Genomic DNA, 18,580 nt, shown 5'->3' with positions numbered 1-18,580 from the left:
TGGAAAGCGAGCATCCTGTAGTGGAAATCAACATCACTCTACTCCTTTATGAAAATTTGGTAAGTTAATTACAAGGTTGTTTTTCAACAGCATGAAATAAGACTGTCTTTAAAAGACAGTCTTATTACTAGTATATATTTAATCTAAAATTCAATTTTAAGACTTTACCGCTTCAACCGTAACTTCTTCAAACGGCCAAGCTGGAAGCATTTTTCTTAACACTTTATCTTCTCTATATCCAAGGTCATATTCAGCTTGCATAATTGTGTGAATTTCTCTTGTTCCTTCGTAGATAACAGGTGCTTTTGAGTTTCTTAAGTATCGTTCTACCGGGAATTCGTTTGAGAATCCATATGCACCATGAATTTGAACTGCATCATTTGCTGCTTCGTTTGCAGCATTACAAGAAATCCATTTTGCTAGTGATGTTTCTCTTGTATTTCTCTTTCCATTATTTTTTAACCAACCAGCCTTATAAACTAATAAACGTGAGATTTCAAGGTTTGATGACATTTTCGCGATCATTTGTTGTACTAATTGATGTTTACCAATTTCTTTACCGAATGTTTTTCGCTCATTACAGTATTTTACGCTCGCTTCAAGTGATGCCTGGATTAATCCGCAAGCACCAGCTGCAACGGTGAATCGTCCATTATCAAGCGCAGACATTGCAATTTTAAACCCTTCACCTTCAAAACCTAGTAAGTTTTCAGCTGGGACTCTTACATCATCTAAAAATACTTCACCAGTATTCCCTGCTCTAATTCCCATTTTTCCTTTGATCGCTTTTGTGGAAACGCCTTCAAAAGTACGTTCTACGATAAAACAAGAAATTCCATGGTGCTTTAAGTCATGATTTGTTTTCGCAAAAATTAAGAAATGATCAGCTACATCACATAAAGAAATCCATGTTTTTGATCCGTTTAAGATGTAACTATCTCCATCTTTTACAGCTGTTGTTGCCATTGCAACTACATCTGATCCTGCATTTGGCTCTGTTAATCCAAACGCACCAATTTTCTTTCCTTGTGCTTGAGGAATAAGATACTTTTTCTTTTGTTCTTCAGTTCCCCATTGAAGTAATGTCATGCTATTTAAACCAGTATGTACTGAAACAGCAGTACGGAAAGCAGTATCCCCGCGTTCTAATTCCTCACATACAATCGCTAATGTGTTATAATCCATTCCTACTCCACCATACTGTTCTGGAATACATACACCCATTAGTTGTAAATCTGCAAGTCGTTTTAGTATATTAGCTTCAAAATGTCCTTTTTCATCCCATTCTTTTATAAAAGGGATAATTTCTTTGTCTACAAATGACCTGACAACTTTCCTTACACTAATTTGTTCCTCTGATAATGAAAAATCCATTCCTATTTCCTCCTTAAATTGTTTTATTTCGTTTCATTTCTTCTATTTCAATTCGGGAATATCCTAGGCTACTTACTATTTCTTCTGTATGCTCACCATGTAAAGGTGGGTGTCTTAATACTTCAATTGGTGTTTTTGATAATTTTAACGGTGATCCGACTAATTTTAGATCTTTTATAAAAGGATGGTTTACATCTAACACCATTTCTCTTGATTTAGCTTGTTCAGACTGTAGAGCTTCACTCACATTATTTATTGGGCCATTTGGAATTCCTATTTGATCTAATAATTGTTTCCACTCATTTTTACTTTTCATCATCAACTTATCTTGAATTAATTTCTCTATTTGCTTTCGATGCTGTAAACGGCCAGTATTTGTCTTAAATTTTTCATCTAATAAGTCTGGTTCATCAATTAGTAAAGCAAACCTCTTAAATTGTTCATCATTACCTACCGCTACGACTAATTCACCGTCACTAGCAGTAAAGACTTGATATGGAACGATATTTGGGTGTTGATTCCCCATTCGTTCAGGAACAGTTCCACTACATAAATAGTTACTAGCTACATTTACTAAAGCAGCTAGCTGAGAGTCAAACAATGAAATATCGATTTCCTGACCTTCTCCTGTACGATCTCGATTCTGAAGTGATGCAAGAATTCCAATACATGTAAATAGACCAGTTAAAACATCCGAAATGGCTACACCTACTTTTGTTGGCTCTGCCTCTTTCTCACCAGTAATGCTCATTAATCCAGACATCGCTTGGATGATATAATCATATCCTGGTAAACTTGAATTCGGTCCTTCACTACCAAACCCACTAATGGACGCCAGTATTATGTCTTCCTTTACTTTTTTCAAATCCTCATACCCAAAACCTAGTTTTGTCATTGTTCCAGGTTTGAAATTTTGAACAACTACATCAGCCTCTGAAACTAGTTTTTTTAAAATTTCTTTTCCTTGCTCACTTTTTAAGTTTAGTGTTATGCCTTTTTTATTGCGGTTCGCACATAAATAATAAGCGCTTTCACCTTCAACGAAAGGTGGCCCCCATCCCCTTGTTTCATCGCCATTATTTATACTTTCTACTTTTATAATCTCTGCTCCTAAATCCCCAAGGATCATCGTACAAAAGGGTCCGGCTAGTACTCTTGTTAAATCAATGATTTTTATTCCATGTAATGCACCTGGCAATTTTTCCACCTCTATTAATCTAGTTAATAAGCCAGTAAAACGATCAATCACAATAGTTGAATTGAATGTTTAACTGGCTTACAACTGCGCTTTGTATTAACAGTAGATTTATTAGATGTCTAACCCAATTGATATATATTTAACTTCTAAAAATTCTTCAATTCCAAAATGACCGCCTTCTCTTCCAAGACCGCTCTCTTTATAGCCGCCAAATGGAACTTGTACAGCAGAAGGTGTGCCATCGTTTAGTCCAATAATTCCGTACTCAAGTGCTTCTGTAACGCGGAAAGAACGACTTAAGTTTTCCGTATACACATATGCAGCTAGACCGTAATTTGAATTATTTGCTCTCTCAATTACTTCTTCTTCGGTTTTAAACGTAGTAATTGGTGCAAGCGGACCAAATATTTCTTCCTTCATACACGCCATTTCATCCGTAATACCCGTTAAAATAGTTGGTGCATAATAATATCCATTTTCCTCTGAAGGTTTATTCCCACTATATACGATTTTTCCACCATTATTAGTAGCGTCTTCAACTAGCGTTTTTACCTTTTCTAAAGCTGCATCATCAATTAGTGGACCAACATCAATTCCTTCTTCTAAGCCGTTACCCACTTTTAATTTTTCTAGCTCTTTTGTAAATAACGCTGTAAATTCTTCAGCTACACTTTCCTGTACATAAATACGATTTGTACAAATACAAGTTTGACCTGCATTACGGAATTTTGACTGAACTAAGCCAACCGCTGCTTTTGATAAATTAGCATCATCCATGACAATAAATGGTGCATTTCCACCAAGCTCTAGCGAAACCTTTTTGACATTCTCTGCTGCTCCTACCATTAGCGTTTTGCCAACTTCAGTAGAGCCAGTGAATGTAATCTTTGTTACTCTCGGATCTTTTAGCCATACATCGCCAATTTCAGAAGACTTACCAGTAACGACATTAATTACACCTTTTGGAATTCCTGCTTCATGAGCAAGCTCCGCAAGTTTTAATGCTGTTAAAGGTGTTTGAGTAGCTGGTTTAATAACCGTTGTACAGCCAGCAGCAAGTGCAGGAGCAACTTTTCTTGTAATCATAGCTGCCGGGAAATTCCAAGGAGTAATTGCTGCTACAACTCCTACAGGTTCTTTCCTAACTAGAATTCGTTTATTAGGTTGTGATGCAGGAATTGTTTCTCCATATACACGTTTGCCTTCTTCTGCATACCAAGAAATAAAACCATTTGCATAAACAGTCTCACCTAACGCTTCTTTTAATGGTTTACCTTGCTCAATTGTCATTAATTTAGCAATTTCATCTTTCTTTTCATCAATAAGACGATACCAATTCATTAATAAATGATATCTTTCTTCTGCTGTCTTTTTTGACCAAGTTTTAAATGCTGTATGAGCAGCATCAACAGCTAATTTAGCTTCATAAGTTCCACCCGTTGGAATAGCCCCTACAACTGCACCAGTTGCAGGATTTGTAACCTTCGTATAATATTCATGATCGTTCCCAACCCATGCACCATCTATATACATTGGGTAGACTTCATATTTCTCTTTAATTTGGCTCATGAGTTTACCTCCAATTGTAATTCTGGTAGTAATACCGCTTCAATTGACTCCCTTAAAATATCTAGTCCCTCTTCAAGTTGTTCATCCGTAATCGTTAATGGCATTAACAAACGAATAACATTGCCGAAGATACCTGCGCTTAGCAACATTAAACCTCTATTGTTAGCTTCTTTTACAATCTTTCCAACTGTCACTTTATCTGGTGTTTTATCTTTCTTATTTGTTACAATCTCCATCGCACACATTGCGCCAATTCCGCGAATATCACCTATTTGTTCAAACTGTTTAGCCCACCCACGCATTTTCTCATTAACTTTTTCGCCAATTACAACAGCTCGTTCATTTAATTCTTCTTCTTCAATGATATCGAGTACTGCTAATGCTGCACGGCATCCAAGTGGACTACCAGAGTATGTTCCGCCTATTTCTCCCGCATCAGAAGCTTCCATTATTTCTTTTCTACCGATAACGCCACTAATAGGTACTCCTGCACCCATTGATTTTGAAATTGTAATTAGATCAGGCTCAACTCCAAAGTGCTCAATTGCAAAATATTTACCTGTTCTAGCAAAACCAGTTTGAATCTCATCTGCTACAAATAATATTCCATATTGAGTACAGATTTCTCTAACCCTTTTTACAAAATCAAGATCAGGAACAATAAAGCCACCTTCACCTTGGATTGGTTCCATGACGACTGCAGCGATCGTTTCTGGTGCAACCTCTGCAATCAAAAACTGTTCAAATTGTTCAATGATAAATTTACTATATTCTTTTTCATCCATTTGATCTGGACGACGGTAAACATATGGATATGGTGCTTTATATACTTCAGGAGCAAATGGTCCAAATCCATATTTGTATGGCTTAACTTTACTTGTCATCGTCATTGTCATTAAAGTTCGACCATGGAATCCTCTAGTAAAAGAAATGATTCCTTGACGCTTTGTATACTTTCTTGCAATTTTCACTGCATTTTCAACAGCTTCTGCTCCACTATTAAAAAATGCAACTTGTTTATCAAACTCACCAGGAGAAAGATCGGCTAGTCTTTCTGCAAGTTGAATATAAGATTCATACATCATGACATTAAAGCCTGTATGAATATAATCACCGGATTGAGCTTGAAGCGCTCTTACAACTCTAGGATGGGAATGTCCTACATTTAACGTTCCAATTGCACCTGCAAAATCAATAAATGTATTACCATCAATATCCTCAACAAGTGCACCCTTTGCTTTTTTTACAAACGCTTCACTATTATTACTAATCCCTTTTGGAACCACTATATTTCTTCTAGCAAGTAACTCTTGTGATTTTGGTCCTGGAATTGAAGTTTGGATTTTAACGAATTTTCGATCTGCCATAATTGCACCATCCTATCTATAACGATTATTGTCTGTAATGAAAGCATGCCATGAATTTTAAAGTCATGACATGCTAAAAGTATTAAACTTCAATAGTAGATAAAATTTCTTTAAATGCATTTACTACAGTATCAACTTCTTCATAGCTAATTTTTAAAGAAGGCTCGATACGAATTGTTTTTGAGTTAATTAATGTACCAGCAACTAGGATTCCTTTATCAAACATTCCTTTAGAAACTTCATAGCCGATTTCATCTTGATGGAACTCAATTCCAATCATTAAACCTTGACCACGAATTTCTAGAACTTTATCTTCATGTCCTTTTGCTGCTTCTTTTAATTGATCTAAGAAGTAAGCCCCAACTACTTCTGCTCTTTCAGGTAATTTTTCTTCAAGAAGCACACTGATTGTAGCAATAGCAGCTGCACATGCTAATGGATTTCCACCAAATGTTGTTGTATGCATAAATGGATTTGGGAACCAGCTTTTGAATACTTCTTCTTTTGCAACTACTGCTCCAGCCGGCATAACTCCGCCGCCAAATGCTTTAGCAAGACAAATAATGTCCGGAACTACTTCATATAAATCAGCAGCAAACATTTTACCAGTACGTCCCATACCTGTTTGAACTTCGTCAAAAATTAATAGAGCTCCGTACTCATCACATAGTTCACGAACTTCTTTTAAGTAGTTTGGAGGAGGAAGAATAATTCCACCTTCACCTTGAATTGGCTCAAGTATAACTGCTGCAACATCTTCGCCTACTAAAGAGCAAGTTTCAAATGTTTTTCTCATCATATCAATGTCACCAAATGGAACATGACGGAATCCAGGAATTAACGGTAAAAACGGTTTACGGAACATTCCTTTTGCAGTACCAGATAAAGAACCTAAGCTTTTTCCGTGGAATGCACGTGTAGTTGAAATGAATGTACTGCGCTCACTATACATTTTTGCAAGCTTTAATGCTGCTTCTACACTTTCAGTACCACTGTTTGTAAAGAACGAGAATTTTAAATCACCAGGTGTAATCTCTGCTAAAATTTTAGCAAGCATTGCACGTAATGGATCTAATAAATCTTGGCTATGAAGTGCCTGTCTTTTTAACTGATCTGTAACTGCTTTGATAACTTTTGGATGACGGTGCCCAACATTATAAATTCCAAATCCGCCTAAACAATCAATATACTCTTTACCATTTACGTCTTTAAAGCAAGATCCGCTATCAGACCATTCAACAGATGCAAATTGACCGCCTTCTGTAACAGTTTTGCGGTAAGCAAGGAAACCTGGGTTTACATGCTCTCTAAAACCATCAACTGTTTCCTTTGTAATCCATGCAGCATCTTCTTCTGTAACAGTCTCTTTTTCTATTAAACTTAAAACCTTATTAATGTACTCAGTTACGTTTTTTTCTCCACTTTTTAATTCGTTTTTTAAATTGATACTCATTTTGTTCACTCCTATAGTCGTTTTATCTATTTTTTTATTTCCTATATGTCTCTTCTTATAACTGCCTAAAATTAATCTGCAAACCATCCAATTGGTTCAACTTGTAAGTTAATGTTAATTTGCTTAATTTCTTGGAATTCTTCTAGCCCAAATGTACCTAGACTACGTCCAACACCGCTTTGTTTGTAGCCACCCCATGGAGCTTCATTGTATGTTGGGTGGTATGAGTTAATCCAAGTAATGCCTGAACGTAACTTTTTGATCACTCTTAAAGCTTTCGCTCCATCTTTACTAAATACTGCACCTGCTAAACCATAAACAGTTCCATTTCCTAGTTTTATTGCTTCTTCTTCGGTTTTAAACTTTTGAATACATACAACAGGTCCAAAAATTTCTTCTTGAACGATACGCATATTTTGTTCAACATCTACAAAAACAGTCGGTTCAACAAAGTAACCTTTTTCTAAACCATTTTTTTCAATGCGATTTCCACCACAAGCAACTCTTGCGCCTTCTTCTTTACCAATTTGTATATAACTTAAAACTTTTTCTAAATGCTCTTTGCTTACAAGTGGACCCATTTCTGTTTCAGGAGCATCTCCAGGACCTACTTTAATTTTCTCAGCACGCTCTACAAATCGCTCAACAAAGCGATCGTAAATTGATTCTTCAACTAAAATTCTTGATCCAGATGAGCAAACCTGGCCTGAACCTGCATAAATTCCGAATAGAGCATAATCTACAGCCGTTTCAAAATCTGCATCTGCAAAAATGATGTTTGGAGATTTCCCGCCAAGCTCAAGCGATACTTTTTTCATCGTATCGGCAGCTGTTTTCATAATATGTTTACCTGTTTTTGTTCCACCTGTGAATGAAACCATATCTACATCAGGATTTGAAGCGATTTCATTTCCAACTACTGGACCTGCACCCATCACCATGTTTGCTACACCGTGTGGAAGACCAACCTCTTCAAAAATCTCAAATAATTTCTTCGGCGTAACTGGTGTAACTTCTGATGGTTTGTAAACAACTGTATTACCTGCCGCTAATGCTGGAGCAAGCTTCCAAACACTCATTAATAATGGGTAGTTCCACGGAACAATTAATCCACATACACCAATTGGTTCACGAACAACCATCGCTTGCATAGGATCTGCTACATGATAAGTAAACCCATCCGGCTTTGTAATTAACCCCGCATAATAACGGAAGCACGCTGCTGCATCAGCTACATCGTAGCCAGCTTCACGGTTTGGTTTTCCATTATCTAACGTTTCAAGTTTCGTTAATTCTTCTTGGTACTCTTCTATTTTGTCTGCAATTTTAAATAAGTAAGTTGCTCTTTCTTGAGCAGATAAATCAGACCATCTTCCATCATTGAATGCTTTACGAGCAACATCAATTGCCTCTTTCGCATCTTCAACCGTTCCTTCTGGAGCATATGCAATGATTTCTCCATTTGCTGGGTTAATAACAGGGCGTTTTTCATGATTGCTAGAATCTTTCCATTCGCCATTAATAAACATCTTTAAATCAATTGTTTTAAATTGAACATCGACCATTGTATATAAACCCTCCTTAATTACTTTACAATTTATTAGATTGCAAGAACTGTGCCAACTTTATTACACCTATTTATAAGGGTTTCCCTTCAATCTCCTGTAGATTATTATTCAATTTTGCATAACACTATTACACTTTGCATAATCTTTGAAACTCGTTAAAATTCCGCGATCATTAAACGTTTTTAAAACTATTTCTGTAAACCGACATATTAAGAAAATTCATTGCATAGGCTAGAACACCATGAAAGGAGGAAGATATTATGTTGCTTGCAGGAACATGCATTGCAGTTGGACTCATCATCATATTCATGGCTATTAGTCTCTCGAGGGATCAAGTTAGTATGACTGAAGTAATTGATAGTAATGTTGAAAATATAGGGGATTTAGAGAAATAAAAAAACGCACTCTGTGCGTTTTTTTATTTAAATGACATAAAGTCACTATTCATATTTTTTTCATTCATTATTTTCTGATACTTACGACTAACCGAGGACTGACTAATACCTAAAACCTGTGCAGCCTTCGTTGTTGTTTTATATTGCTTCATCGCAAGCATGATAAGTTGCTCCTCAACATAATCAATCGCTTCTTGGAGAGGAATAACTTTATTAATGACTGGTTTAGATTTATTAAAGTCATAGCTATTTGGTAAAAATTGATTAACATCTTCTGCATTAATAATTTGATCTTCAGCAGAGACAACTAATCTTTCTATGATGTTTTGAAGTTCTCTGACATTACCTGGCCATGAATAAAATTCTAATACGTTAATTGCATCTGGTGTAAGATGAAAACTCTTATTATATTTTTCATTTAATTGCTGCAAGAAATGGAAAGCTAATAATGAGATATCTTCATTTCGTTCTCTTAACGGTGGAATATTTAAAGGTATAACATTTAAGCGATAATATAAATCCTCCCTAAATGTACGTTCTTCAACCATTTTTTCTAATCTTTTATTTGTAGCAGCAATAATTTGAACATTCACTTTAACTGGTTTTGTACTTCCAACCGGAATTACCTCTTGCTCTTGAAGGACTCTAAGCAATTTAACTTGTAAATGTAGTGGCATTTCACCAATTTCATCTAAAAATAAAACGCCTTCATCTGCTTGCTTAAAATAGCCGTCCTTATTTTGATCTGCTCCTGTAAACGCTCCTTTAATATAGCCAAAAAGCTCACTTTCCAGAAGATTTTCAGGTATTGCACCACAATTTAGCTTTAGAAATGGTTTTGAAGAACGATTTCCTAACTGATGGATCGCCTGTGCAATGACTTCCTTTCCTACCCCGGACTCTCCATGTAGTAATACAGTGGAAGAAAAATCTGCAATCTTTTTTGCTTGATTAAGAATTTGCTCCATTTTAGGGCTACAATAAATCAGTCTTTTAACAAAACGATCTTTGCTTTTAATATCTTCAAGTTCTTTTTTATATTGCTCAGAAATCTTTTTCATTTCTTTTAATTCAGTTTTAAGGCGTGAAGTTTCCGTAATATCTCTAGATGCAATAATAATACGTTCAATCTCCATATTCTCGTCAAAAACCGGATTTCCTACAGCAAGTACTTTACGTCCATTTATTGTTTCTTGAACGATCGATACTTTTTTCTTCTTTTCTAAAACTAACTTTGTAACTGATGGTGTAAAAAGTCCCTGGTTTCCAAATTCTAAGATACTCTTCCCAAGTAATTCCTTTAAATCTACATTCCAAAATCCAGGAATTATATTCTCACTGTAACGAATTAGTTCTCCTTTACGGTTTACAACAAGGATTTCATCATAAATACTCGATAAAATAGCATTCAAATCTTTATTTAAATCCTTTACGTATTCAATTTCAGAGGCCATTTCTTCAACCATTGGGAGATCTTGTACAACAATAATTACTCCTTCAACCTCGTTATCAACGAAGATTGGGCTATAATCGACAAGAACACCTATATCATCATTTATTTGGATTTGATTAAGAATTGTTTTACCTGTATCAAATACAATTTCAACTTGTTCACCGCTAAAAATAGTTTCTGCTTTTGTATTAATTACTTTTTCGGATGTTGATTTAATCATTTTCAACCCAGCATCATTGCAATTTACAATTACTTTATTTTTATCTACTACAAATGTTCCCATTGGTATCGATGTTAAAATGCTCTTTAATAAATCCACACTTTTATTTTCTTGTTTGAAAAGCTCCGCTAATATATCTTCGCGAAGTATGTAACCTATTGGCATGTCTTCATCTTCTTTTACAATTGAGATCGGTTCACCAATAATTTGAAATAGATCCGTTAATGAAATTTGCTCACTTAAGCGATATACACTAGTAATTGATTGAGAAAGGCTAGTAATCTTTGAGATTGCTATATCTTTCTTTTTATTACTACTTTGAGTAATATTATTTAATTGAACATAACCAACAATCTGATTTTGCTTACGTAAGAATAAAAAGGGTTCATTTATATTGGATAAATCAATTTCATCATTTTCTTTAAATTGATCGATATCTATTGTGATGACTGGTCTTATTTGTTTCTCATTTATTGATAACATTACTTTCCCCCCTTATGTCTAAACCATTATACATTCCTATTTTAGCAGAATTTTTATATTTATCATAAAAATCAAAAATTATAATTTGCTAATCTATTTCACAAAAACAAAAAGAAAGGGCAGTCTCTTAAGTCTATTCGACCAGAGACACCCCTTTATTTGTTAGAAAAGAGAACGCGTTAATTGAATCAAAGTTGTTATTTGTAGATCCTAGAAATCTTAATCACACTTTACTCAATCGCTAGCGGTAACAAACAAATCTTCTTTAACATACGCAAGAACCATTCCAGGAACTATTTTGTCTCCTTTTGAGACCTCCAATGAAACAACTTCGCCACTTATTCCTTGATGAATAACTTTTGTAATTCCATCTGTAGTTTTAATAAAGAATAAAGGCTCCCATTCATAAATTCTTGAATCTTTCTGAATAGCAGTCTCTTCAACTGTTCCATGGTAGTCACTGACAATGACTCCATAATACATAAAGCTCACTCCTTTTTTTGCACATTAAGAATGTAATATTTGTAGCGAAGAAAGTGTCTCGACTTAGTTACAAATTTTAGTAATTTAGATTATTTGCAACTTCACCCACGTCTTCGTCTTTAAGCTTGCCAATCAGCGATCCTACTTTAAAAATAATTCCTGATATTATAGCTCACAGATGTGTTTTGATGGTAAAACCATGCTAAAGAAATTTTGGATTTCAGAAATATCCTCTTCAGCTATACCTAATTTAGGAGCCCAATAATGTTCAGAATGAATATCTTCTAAACATAATAATGCCATTTTACTAGATTGAATTGATGTAACCATTGATTTTCCATAAAAGTGGTTTGAAAAGGCAATTGATAAATCATATCGATTGTTCTGCGTTAATAAACAATAATGGTGTACAAGCTGTTTTTCCGTTGATTCAGAAATAATATCAATCATTCTAGATCTCTCCTTTTGTTTTAGTATTTTACCCAACCTCTCAAGCGACAAGCTTCAGCGATTTTACGAATTCCTTCGATATAAGCTGCTATTTTCATGTTTACATTATATTTTTGTGATGTTTTATAAACTTTTAAAAAGCTATCTGTCATTTTTTCTTTTAATCTCTCATCTACAGTACTCTCAGTCCAATAATAACCTTGCATATTTTGACACCATTCAAAATATGAAACAACAACTCCACCTGAGTTAGCTAAAATATCGGGAACGACTAAAATCTCTTTTTGATCAAGAATTTCTAGGGCTTCTTTAGTAGTCGGTCCATTCGCTGCTTCAACAACAATCTTACATTTCAATTTATCCGCATTACGGTTGTTAATAACTCCACTTATTGCTGCTGGAATTAAAACATCACATTCTTTTTCTAATAACTCTTGATTCGATATCGCATTTTTAAATAGGTTAGAAACAACTCCAAATGAATCGCGATTGTCTAATAGATATGGAATGTCTAAGCCTTTTGGATCATAGACTGCTCCGAGTACATCTGAAACCCCAACAACTTTTGCTCCAGCTTCATGCAAGTATTGTGCTAGGTAACTACCAACATTTCCAAATCCTTGAATAATGACCTTCATATTTTTAATCTCGATTTTCTGTATTTCACTAATTAACTCGAGAGCATAAAATACTCCTTTTGAAGTTGCCGTCTCACGACCTACTGAACCCCCTAAAGTTAGAGGTTTACCAGTAATAAAGCTTGGTGAATCAAACTCTCTAATATGGTCATATTCATCTAGCATCCAAGCCATTACTTGTGCGTTTGTATACATATCAGGTGCAGGAATATCTTTAGTAGGTCCCACAATTTGGCTTACAGCTCTTACATAACCTCTACTTAATTTTTCTAACTCATTCATACTTAATAGTCTTGGGTCACAAACAACTCCACCTTTTGCTCCCCCATAAGGTAAATCAGTAATACTACACTTTAAGCTCATCCATCCAGCTAATGCTTTTACTTCCTCTGGCGTTACATCAGGATGAAATCTGATTCCCCCTTTTGTAGGTCCTAATGCATCGTTATGTTGAGCTCGATATCCTTGAAATACCTTTGTCTCACCATTATCCATTTGAACGGGAATACTAAATTCTAAAAATCGCATTGGTGTTTTAAGGAATTCAAATACTTGACTCGGATAGTTCATTATTCCGATTGCTTCATTTAATGTTTCTCTAAACTCCTGAAGGGAATCATCTATTTCTAACTGTTCACTACTCTTTTCATTTTGTTCTACTTTAGCTAAATTTGAGCTCATTTTACACACCTCATTAGTTATTTTAAAAATTTAATAGCAATTCCTGTGCCAACTTGAATTCAAATCATTATTTTGTGAAGTGATAAAATAGACAAAAGCTTATTAGAGAGGCAATTACAAGACCTTCGTATATTTTTTTGAACGAAACTTTTTAGTGTTTTTCCTTCAATGACCTATTCAATCATTTAGTGAAAATATGATTGAATGCATGAATTATTCAATTTTGCATTAATCATTATTCAAAATTGAATTACTTAAAATGCATGATCAAAGAAAAGGGAAATACGAACAAAATATTCCAGAGTAGACAAAAAAGTCACAAGGAGTAAATTTCCTTGTGACTTTTCTTCATTGTGAGTCTGCTATACAGCAGCCTCTTCTTCATATTTAGGAGGTGCAATTTGGAATGCCTTAGTTAAGTAAATTAAATACAATAACCCAACGACGAACCAAATTGTTCCCATTATTAGCGAGCTTTTTTCAATATTAAACCATAGTATTGCTACAGAGCCGGCTCCAATTAAAGGCAAAAGCAAGTAAGAAAAGAAGCCCTTGAATGATCTATGTTTTCCTCTAATGTAAAAATGGTTAATGACTGATAAATTTACAAAAGTAAATGCCATTAATGCTCCAAAGTTAATTAATGAAGTAGCTGTTACTAAGTTGAAAAAGATTGCTGATAATGAAATCACACCGACAAAAATTACGTTAAACGCTGGTGTTTTCCATTTCGGATGAACAAATCCGAACCATTTATCTGGGAAAACTTTGTCACGACCCATTACAAATAACAAACGTGAGACACTCGCATGTGAAGCCAATGCAGAAGCAAGTGTGTTAATAAAAGTAATGCATAAGAAAATTGATTGAAATAATTTACCACCTACATAGAGTGCAATCTCTGGTGATGCAGCATCTGGATGTTTAAATCTAGATATGTCCGGATAGTATAATTGAATGAAAAATGATGTAACTGTGAAGATTACGCCTCCCCAAAGAGCTGTATAAAGAATTGCTTTAGGAATTGTTTTTGCAGGGTTTATTGCTTCTTCTGATAAAGTAGAAACTGCATCAAATCCTAAAAATGAGAAGCAAAGGATTGTTGCACCAGTTACTAATGTACCAAAATGCATTCCGGCATTAAAAAGTGGTTTAATACTGAATCCGCCGTATCCTTCTCCGTGATGTAATCCTTGAATAACTAGAATGATAAAGACTACCATAATCACAAGTTGAACTAATACAAAAAGAGTATTAAAATTCGCCAGCATATTGATACTTCTTAAGTTTAAGAAAGTTACTAGCCCTACAAACCCAACTACCCATATCCAAGTTGGAACATTTGGAAAAAGTGCGTTTAAGTAAATTTTAGTTAATAAAGCATTTACCATAGGAAGGAACAAGTAATCCAGTAAAGATGACCATCCAACAAGGAAGCCTAAGTGACCACTAATTGCCTTCTGGGTGTACGTATATGCAGACCCAGCTTCAGGAAATACTCTTACTAACTTGCCGTAGCTAACAGCTGTAAATAACATTCCTATTAGAGCTACTATATATGCACTTGGTACGTGACCATTAGTTACATCAGAGACAATTCCAAATGTGTCGAAAACAACCATAGGGGTCATATAGGCTAACCCCATCATAACTACTTGCCATAACTTTAAGGATCTTTTTAATTGTGTTTTATTTTCCACCTATCATATCCCCTTCGTTTTTTAGATTAAGCGCTTACACCATTATTACTACTTCCTTATAATTCTTACTTTTCCGACAGAAACCTCCTTTTTTTGAATATTTAAATAAGTCTTTTTCTAGAACTGCAAGTTTTATGCCAAATTATTAATTTTTTGTAAACGTTATAAAGAACAGCTACTATTGCTTTGAAATTAATAAGTATTAATAGAAAAAACGAAATTCCTTTTACTTATATCTACTTTTATGATTGGTCTAGTTGTTATTCAGTACTGCATACATTATTCAAGAACTCATAAGATTTTCTTCTCTTTTTATATGAATCTCTAAAATTACTCACATCTATTAGACTGGCACGGAAGTTGCATTGTTAACGGTAAACTATCACTCTGCCCAATTTTAGGTACAAGAAAATATGTAGATTTTTTACCCGATCGATAATAAAACTTTTAGTTAATCTAATAGGACTAACTATGGGTTTAATTATAAGAAAATTCTGTAAATAAATTCGAATTTGGAGGAGATGATTTATGAGTAAACAAGGTATTGATTCAGATGCTTTACAATCGTTTAACTACAAACAGGAATTACAGCGTTCATTAAAATTTTTTAGTTCATTTGCAGTTGCATTCTCATTTATCTCAATAACAACTGGTATTTTTAGCTCTTATAGTCTTGCTTTAGGAGCAGCCGGACCTGCTGGTATTTGGACTTGGCCATTTGTTATGGTGGGACATTTACTTGTAGCCTTAATATTTGCAGATCTATCAAGCAAAATTCCTTTAAGTGGCTATGTATACCAATGGGTTAGCCGTTTAACGAATCGGGGATTTGGTTGGTTTACAGGTTGGGCAGCTTTATGTTACTTAATTATTGTTGTACCTACTGTTGATTATGGTGTAGCACCGATTTTTCTTGATTTAATTGGTATTAAGAGTACTACTACAGTTCTTACAACAGTCGTATTAATTACAATCGTTATACAAGCATTATTAAATATTTACGGAGTAAGGATTGCTACAATTATTAATAATTCAGCTGTTTATACAGAGGTAATTGGATTTATTGGCATTATTATTATTTTAAGTTTTGTCTTATTTTTCAAAGGAGCAGATTTTTCATTATTAACTTACACTGCTCACAAAGTTGGCTCAAATGGAAGCTATTTAACAGCATTTGTACTATCAGTCGTAATGGGCTCTTATACTTTAGTAGGCTTTGAAGCTGCGGCAAATCTAGCAGAAGAAACAGTTGATGCTAATAAAACCGTACCTAAAGCCATCGTTTACTCAATGTTACTTGCAGGTGTAATTGGATTTGTTTTCTTAATCATTGTTACTTCGGGAATTAAAGATATTAATAGTATCATGGCTTCTGCTTCCCCTATTTCTGATATTTTACAATCACGTTTGGGCACTGCAGTTGCTGACTTCTTCCTTGCATTAGTGATTGTTTCAATTTTTGCTTGTGGATTAATCATTATGGCTTCTGCATCTCGACTTATTTATGCCCTTTCAAGAGACAATGTGTTTTTTGCTTCAAATGTGTTTAAAAAGGTAGATAAAAAACATAATGTACCGTACAATGCGATAATTTTAGTTTCTGTATTAGGCATTATTGCTGTTTTCTATTTTGGGAAACTATCATTATTAATAGGTACTTCTGCGGCACTTCCGGCCATAATTTACTTAATTACTGTAATTGCATACGCTACTAAAATTAAAACTTTACCGGATACAGATGGTTTTAAGCTAGGAAAATGGCGACTACCTGTTACGATTCTTGCGATTATTTGGCTAGTATTTGAAGTTGGTATTTTAACACTCCCAAAAGATTTCCTACCAACAACTAAAGTAATCCTTTATTTATTTCTTGCTGGGATTGTTATTTACTGGGCTCTATTCAGATCTAGAATACAGGAAGGGAAAATTGGTATTAATTTAGAGAAGGATTTGGATGTGTAAAGTATGAAGTTATAAAATAATAGATTAATAGAAAAAACGTACATATTTATTTCAAAATATGTACGTTTCTTCTATTTTTCTTTCATAATTAATCAAGTTGTTCCCCATTAGTTTGAATAACATTTTGGTACCAATAAAATGATTTTTTCTTTTTGCGCTCTAAAGTTCCGCTTCCATCATCTTGTTTATCTACGTAAATAAAGCCGTAACGTTTAGACATTTCACCTGTAGACGCACTTACTAAGTCAATGCATCCCCATGGAGTGTAACCCATTAGTTCAACTCCATCCTCGATTGCCTCACCAATAGCCTCAATATGACTACGTAGGTAATCAATACGGTAATCATCGTTAATCGAACCATCTTCTTCAATTTGATCATATGCTCCAAGACCATTTTCTACGATGAATAATGGTTTTTGGTAGTGGTCATATAATTGATTTAATCCAATGCGAAGACCAGTTGGATCGATTTCCCATCCCCAATCACTTTCTTTTAAAAATGGATTTTTAACACCACCAACTAAATTACCTTGGCTACTTTCTTCGTTCGTTTTATGTTTTTTCTCAGTGCGAGACATATAGTAGCTTAACGATATGAAATCAACTGTTCCTTCTTTAATAATTTCTAAGTCACCGTCTTGAATAGCTAAGTTGATATCATTATCTTTCCAGAAGCGTTTTGCAAATGCTGGATATGCACCTCTAACTTGAACATCTCCACAGTAGTTATTCCAAAGGCGAGACTCTTGTAGAGCATACATTACATTTTCAGGGTTTGAGTCGTAATTGTAAGTCGGGACATATACAAGCATACAACCAATTTGGCTACCCGGAATGATCTCATGACCTGCCTTTACAGCTAATGCACTTGCTACAAATTGGTGATGAAGTCCTTGGAAGCTATCCTGCAATTGTGTTTCTTTACTTTCAGGAGAAAATCCAAGACCTAATAGTGGTAAATGCGTTGCACCATTAATTTCGTTAAAAGTTAACCAGTATTTTACTTTGTTTTTATAGTATTCGAATAATGTTGTTGCATATCGATTAAAGAATTCGATTACTTTACGGTTACGCCAGCCACCATATTCTGTAATTAAGTGTAATGGAATTTCGTAGTGAGAAATTGTTACAACTGGTTCAATATTATATTTTTTTAGTTCATCAAACACACGATCATAGAAAGCTAAACCTGCTTCGTTTGGCTCTAATTCATCGCCTTTTGGAAAGATACGACTCCATGCAATACTCATACGATATGTTTTAAATCCCATTTCTGCAAAAAGTGCAATATCTTCTTTATAACGGTGATAGAAGTCAATTCCATCATGATTCGGATAGACATATTTTTCTTTATTTATTTTAAAATCAAATCCCGGTTCTTGAATAACTTTTAATCTTACTTTTCCTCCAGGCATAACATCTGCTAAATTTAACCCTTTTCCACCTTCTTGGTAAGCACCTTCTAATTGATTGGCAGCAGTTGCTCCGCCCCATAAAAATCCTTTAGGAAATGAATAGTTTTTTGTCATAATGTTCCCCTCCACAATTTTTATTAAAATATTCTGACTGCTGACTTTAAAGACG

14 protein-coding genes are annotated in these 18,580 nt (G+C 34.5%); 2 read left to right on the top strand and 12 right to left on the bottom strand.

The features are described from left to right. Positions 1-156 precede the first annotated feature (156 nt). The 6 genes from COE53_RS09460 to COE53_RS09435 form a co-directional block, all read right to left on the bottom strand. Complete coding sequence (locus COE53_RS09460; protein WP_069032712.1) at positions 157-1,374, bottom strand: acyl-CoA dehydrogenase family protein; 1,218 nt, start codon at positions 1,372-1,374, stop codon at positions 157-159. Between the two features lie 13 nt (positions 1,375-1,387). Beyond that, positions 1,388-2,572, bottom strand: a complete 1,185-nt coding sequence (locus COE53_RS09455; protein WP_069032711.1) for a CaiB/BaiF CoA transferase family protein — start codon at positions 2,570-2,572, stop codon at positions 1,388-1,390. 111 nt (positions 2,573-2,683) lie between these two features. Further along, positions 2,684-4,141 (bottom strand): NAD-dependent succinate-semialdehyde dehydrogenase, encoded by a 1,458-nt coding sequence (locus tag COE53_RS09450; protein ID WP_069032710.1) that lies wholly within the window; start codon positions 4,139-4,141, stop codon positions 2,684-2,686. Continuing rightward, positions 4,138-5,508 carry a 4-aminobutyrate--2-oxoglutarate transaminase gene (gabT, locus tag COE53_RS09445; protein ID WP_098947884.1) on the bottom strand — a complete coding sequence of 457 codons (1,371 nt, stop codon included), beginning with the start codon at positions 5,506-5,508 and terminating at the stop codon, positions 4,138-4,140. The genes COE53_RS09450 and gabT overlap by 4 nt, the downstream gene beginning before the upstream one ends. Positions 5,509-5,590: 82 nt before the next feature. Next, complete coding sequence (locus COE53_RS09440) at positions 5,591-6,961, bottom strand: putrescine aminotransferase (protein ID WP_069032708.1); 1,371 nt, start codon at positions 6,959-6,961, stop codon at positions 5,591-5,593. A 71-nt stretch (positions 6,962-7,032) separates the two neighbouring features. Further along, complete coding sequence (locus COE53_RS09435; protein WP_069032707.1) at positions 7,033-8,526, bottom strand: aldehyde dehydrogenase family protein; 1,494 nt, start codon at positions 8,524-8,526, stop codon at positions 7,033-7,035. Between the two features lie 263 nt (positions 8,527-8,789). Between COE53_RS09435 and COE53_RS24300 the strand changes: the two genes are divergently transcribed. Continuing rightward, positions 8,790-8,924, top strand: a complete 135-nt coding sequence (locus COE53_RS24300; RefSeq protein WP_286143741.1) for a hypothetical protein — start codon at positions 8,790-8,792, stop codon at positions 8,922-8,924. 23 nt (positions 8,925-8,947) lie between these two features. Here the strand turns inward: COE53_RS24300 and COE53_RS09430 are convergent, their stop codons facing one another. The 5 genes from COE53_RS09430 to COE53_RS09410 form a co-directional block, all read right to left on the bottom strand. Then, positions 8,948-11,080: a sigma 54-interacting transcriptional regulator gene (locus tag COE53_RS09430; RefSeq protein ID WP_069032706.1), complete on the bottom strand. Its 2,133-nt coding sequence runs from the start codon at positions 11,078-11,080 to the stop codon at positions 8,948-8,950. A gap of 234 nt (positions 11,081-11,314) precedes the next feature. Further along, the gene (locus COE53_RS09425) at positions 11,315-11,563 is read right to left on the bottom strand and encodes a biotin/lipoyl attachment domain-containing protein (RefSeq protein ID WP_069032705.1); all 249 of its coding nucleotides are present in this window, start codon (positions 11,561-11,563) and stop codon (positions 11,315-11,317) included. A 165-nt stretch (positions 11,564-11,728) separates the two neighbouring features. Then, positions 11,729-12,013, bottom strand: a complete 285-nt coding sequence (locus COE53_RS09420; RefSeq protein WP_069032704.1) for an SAV0927 family protein — start codon at positions 12,011-12,013, stop codon at positions 11,729-11,731. A gap of 20 nt (positions 12,014-12,033) precedes the next feature. Next, positions 12,034-13,332: a Glu/Leu/Phe/Val family dehydrogenase gene (locus COE53_RS09415; protein WP_069032703.1), complete on the bottom strand. Its 1,299-nt coding sequence runs from the start codon at positions 13,330-13,332 to the stop codon at positions 12,034-12,036. A 362-nt stretch (positions 13,333-13,694) separates the two neighbouring features. Beyond that, entirely contained in the window at positions 13,695-15,032 is a 1,338-nt protein-coding gene (locus COE53_RS09410) for an APC family permease (protein ID WP_069032702.1), read from the bottom strand. A 528-nt stretch (positions 15,033-15,560) separates the two neighbouring features. Between COE53_RS09410 and COE53_RS09405 the strand changes: the two genes are divergently transcribed. After that, positions 15,561-16,994, top strand: coding sequence for an APC family permease (locus COE53_RS09405; protein ID WP_069032701.1), 1,434 nt, complete (start codon positions 15,561-15,563; stop codon positions 16,992-16,994). A gap of 88 nt (positions 16,995-17,082) precedes the next feature. Here the strand turns inward: COE53_RS09405 and COE53_RS09400 are convergent, their stop codons facing one another. Beyond that, on the bottom strand, positions 17,083-18,525 hold the full coding sequence (locus COE53_RS09400; RefSeq protein ID WP_069032700.1) for a glycoside hydrolase family 1 protein: 1,443 nt from the start codon (positions 18,523-18,525) through the stop codon (positions 17,083-17,085). Positions 18,526-18,580 lie beyond the last annotated feature (55 nt).

It is taken from the genome of Bacillus sp. AFS029533 (assembly GCF_002585125.1).
Taxonomy (GTDB): domain Bacteria; phylum Bacillota; class Bacilli; order Bacillales; family Bacillaceae_G; genus Gottfriedia; species Gottfriedia luciferensis_B.
Note: the sequence above shows the minus strand (reverse complement) of the source record. Positions and strands in the feature narration are given on the sequence as shown.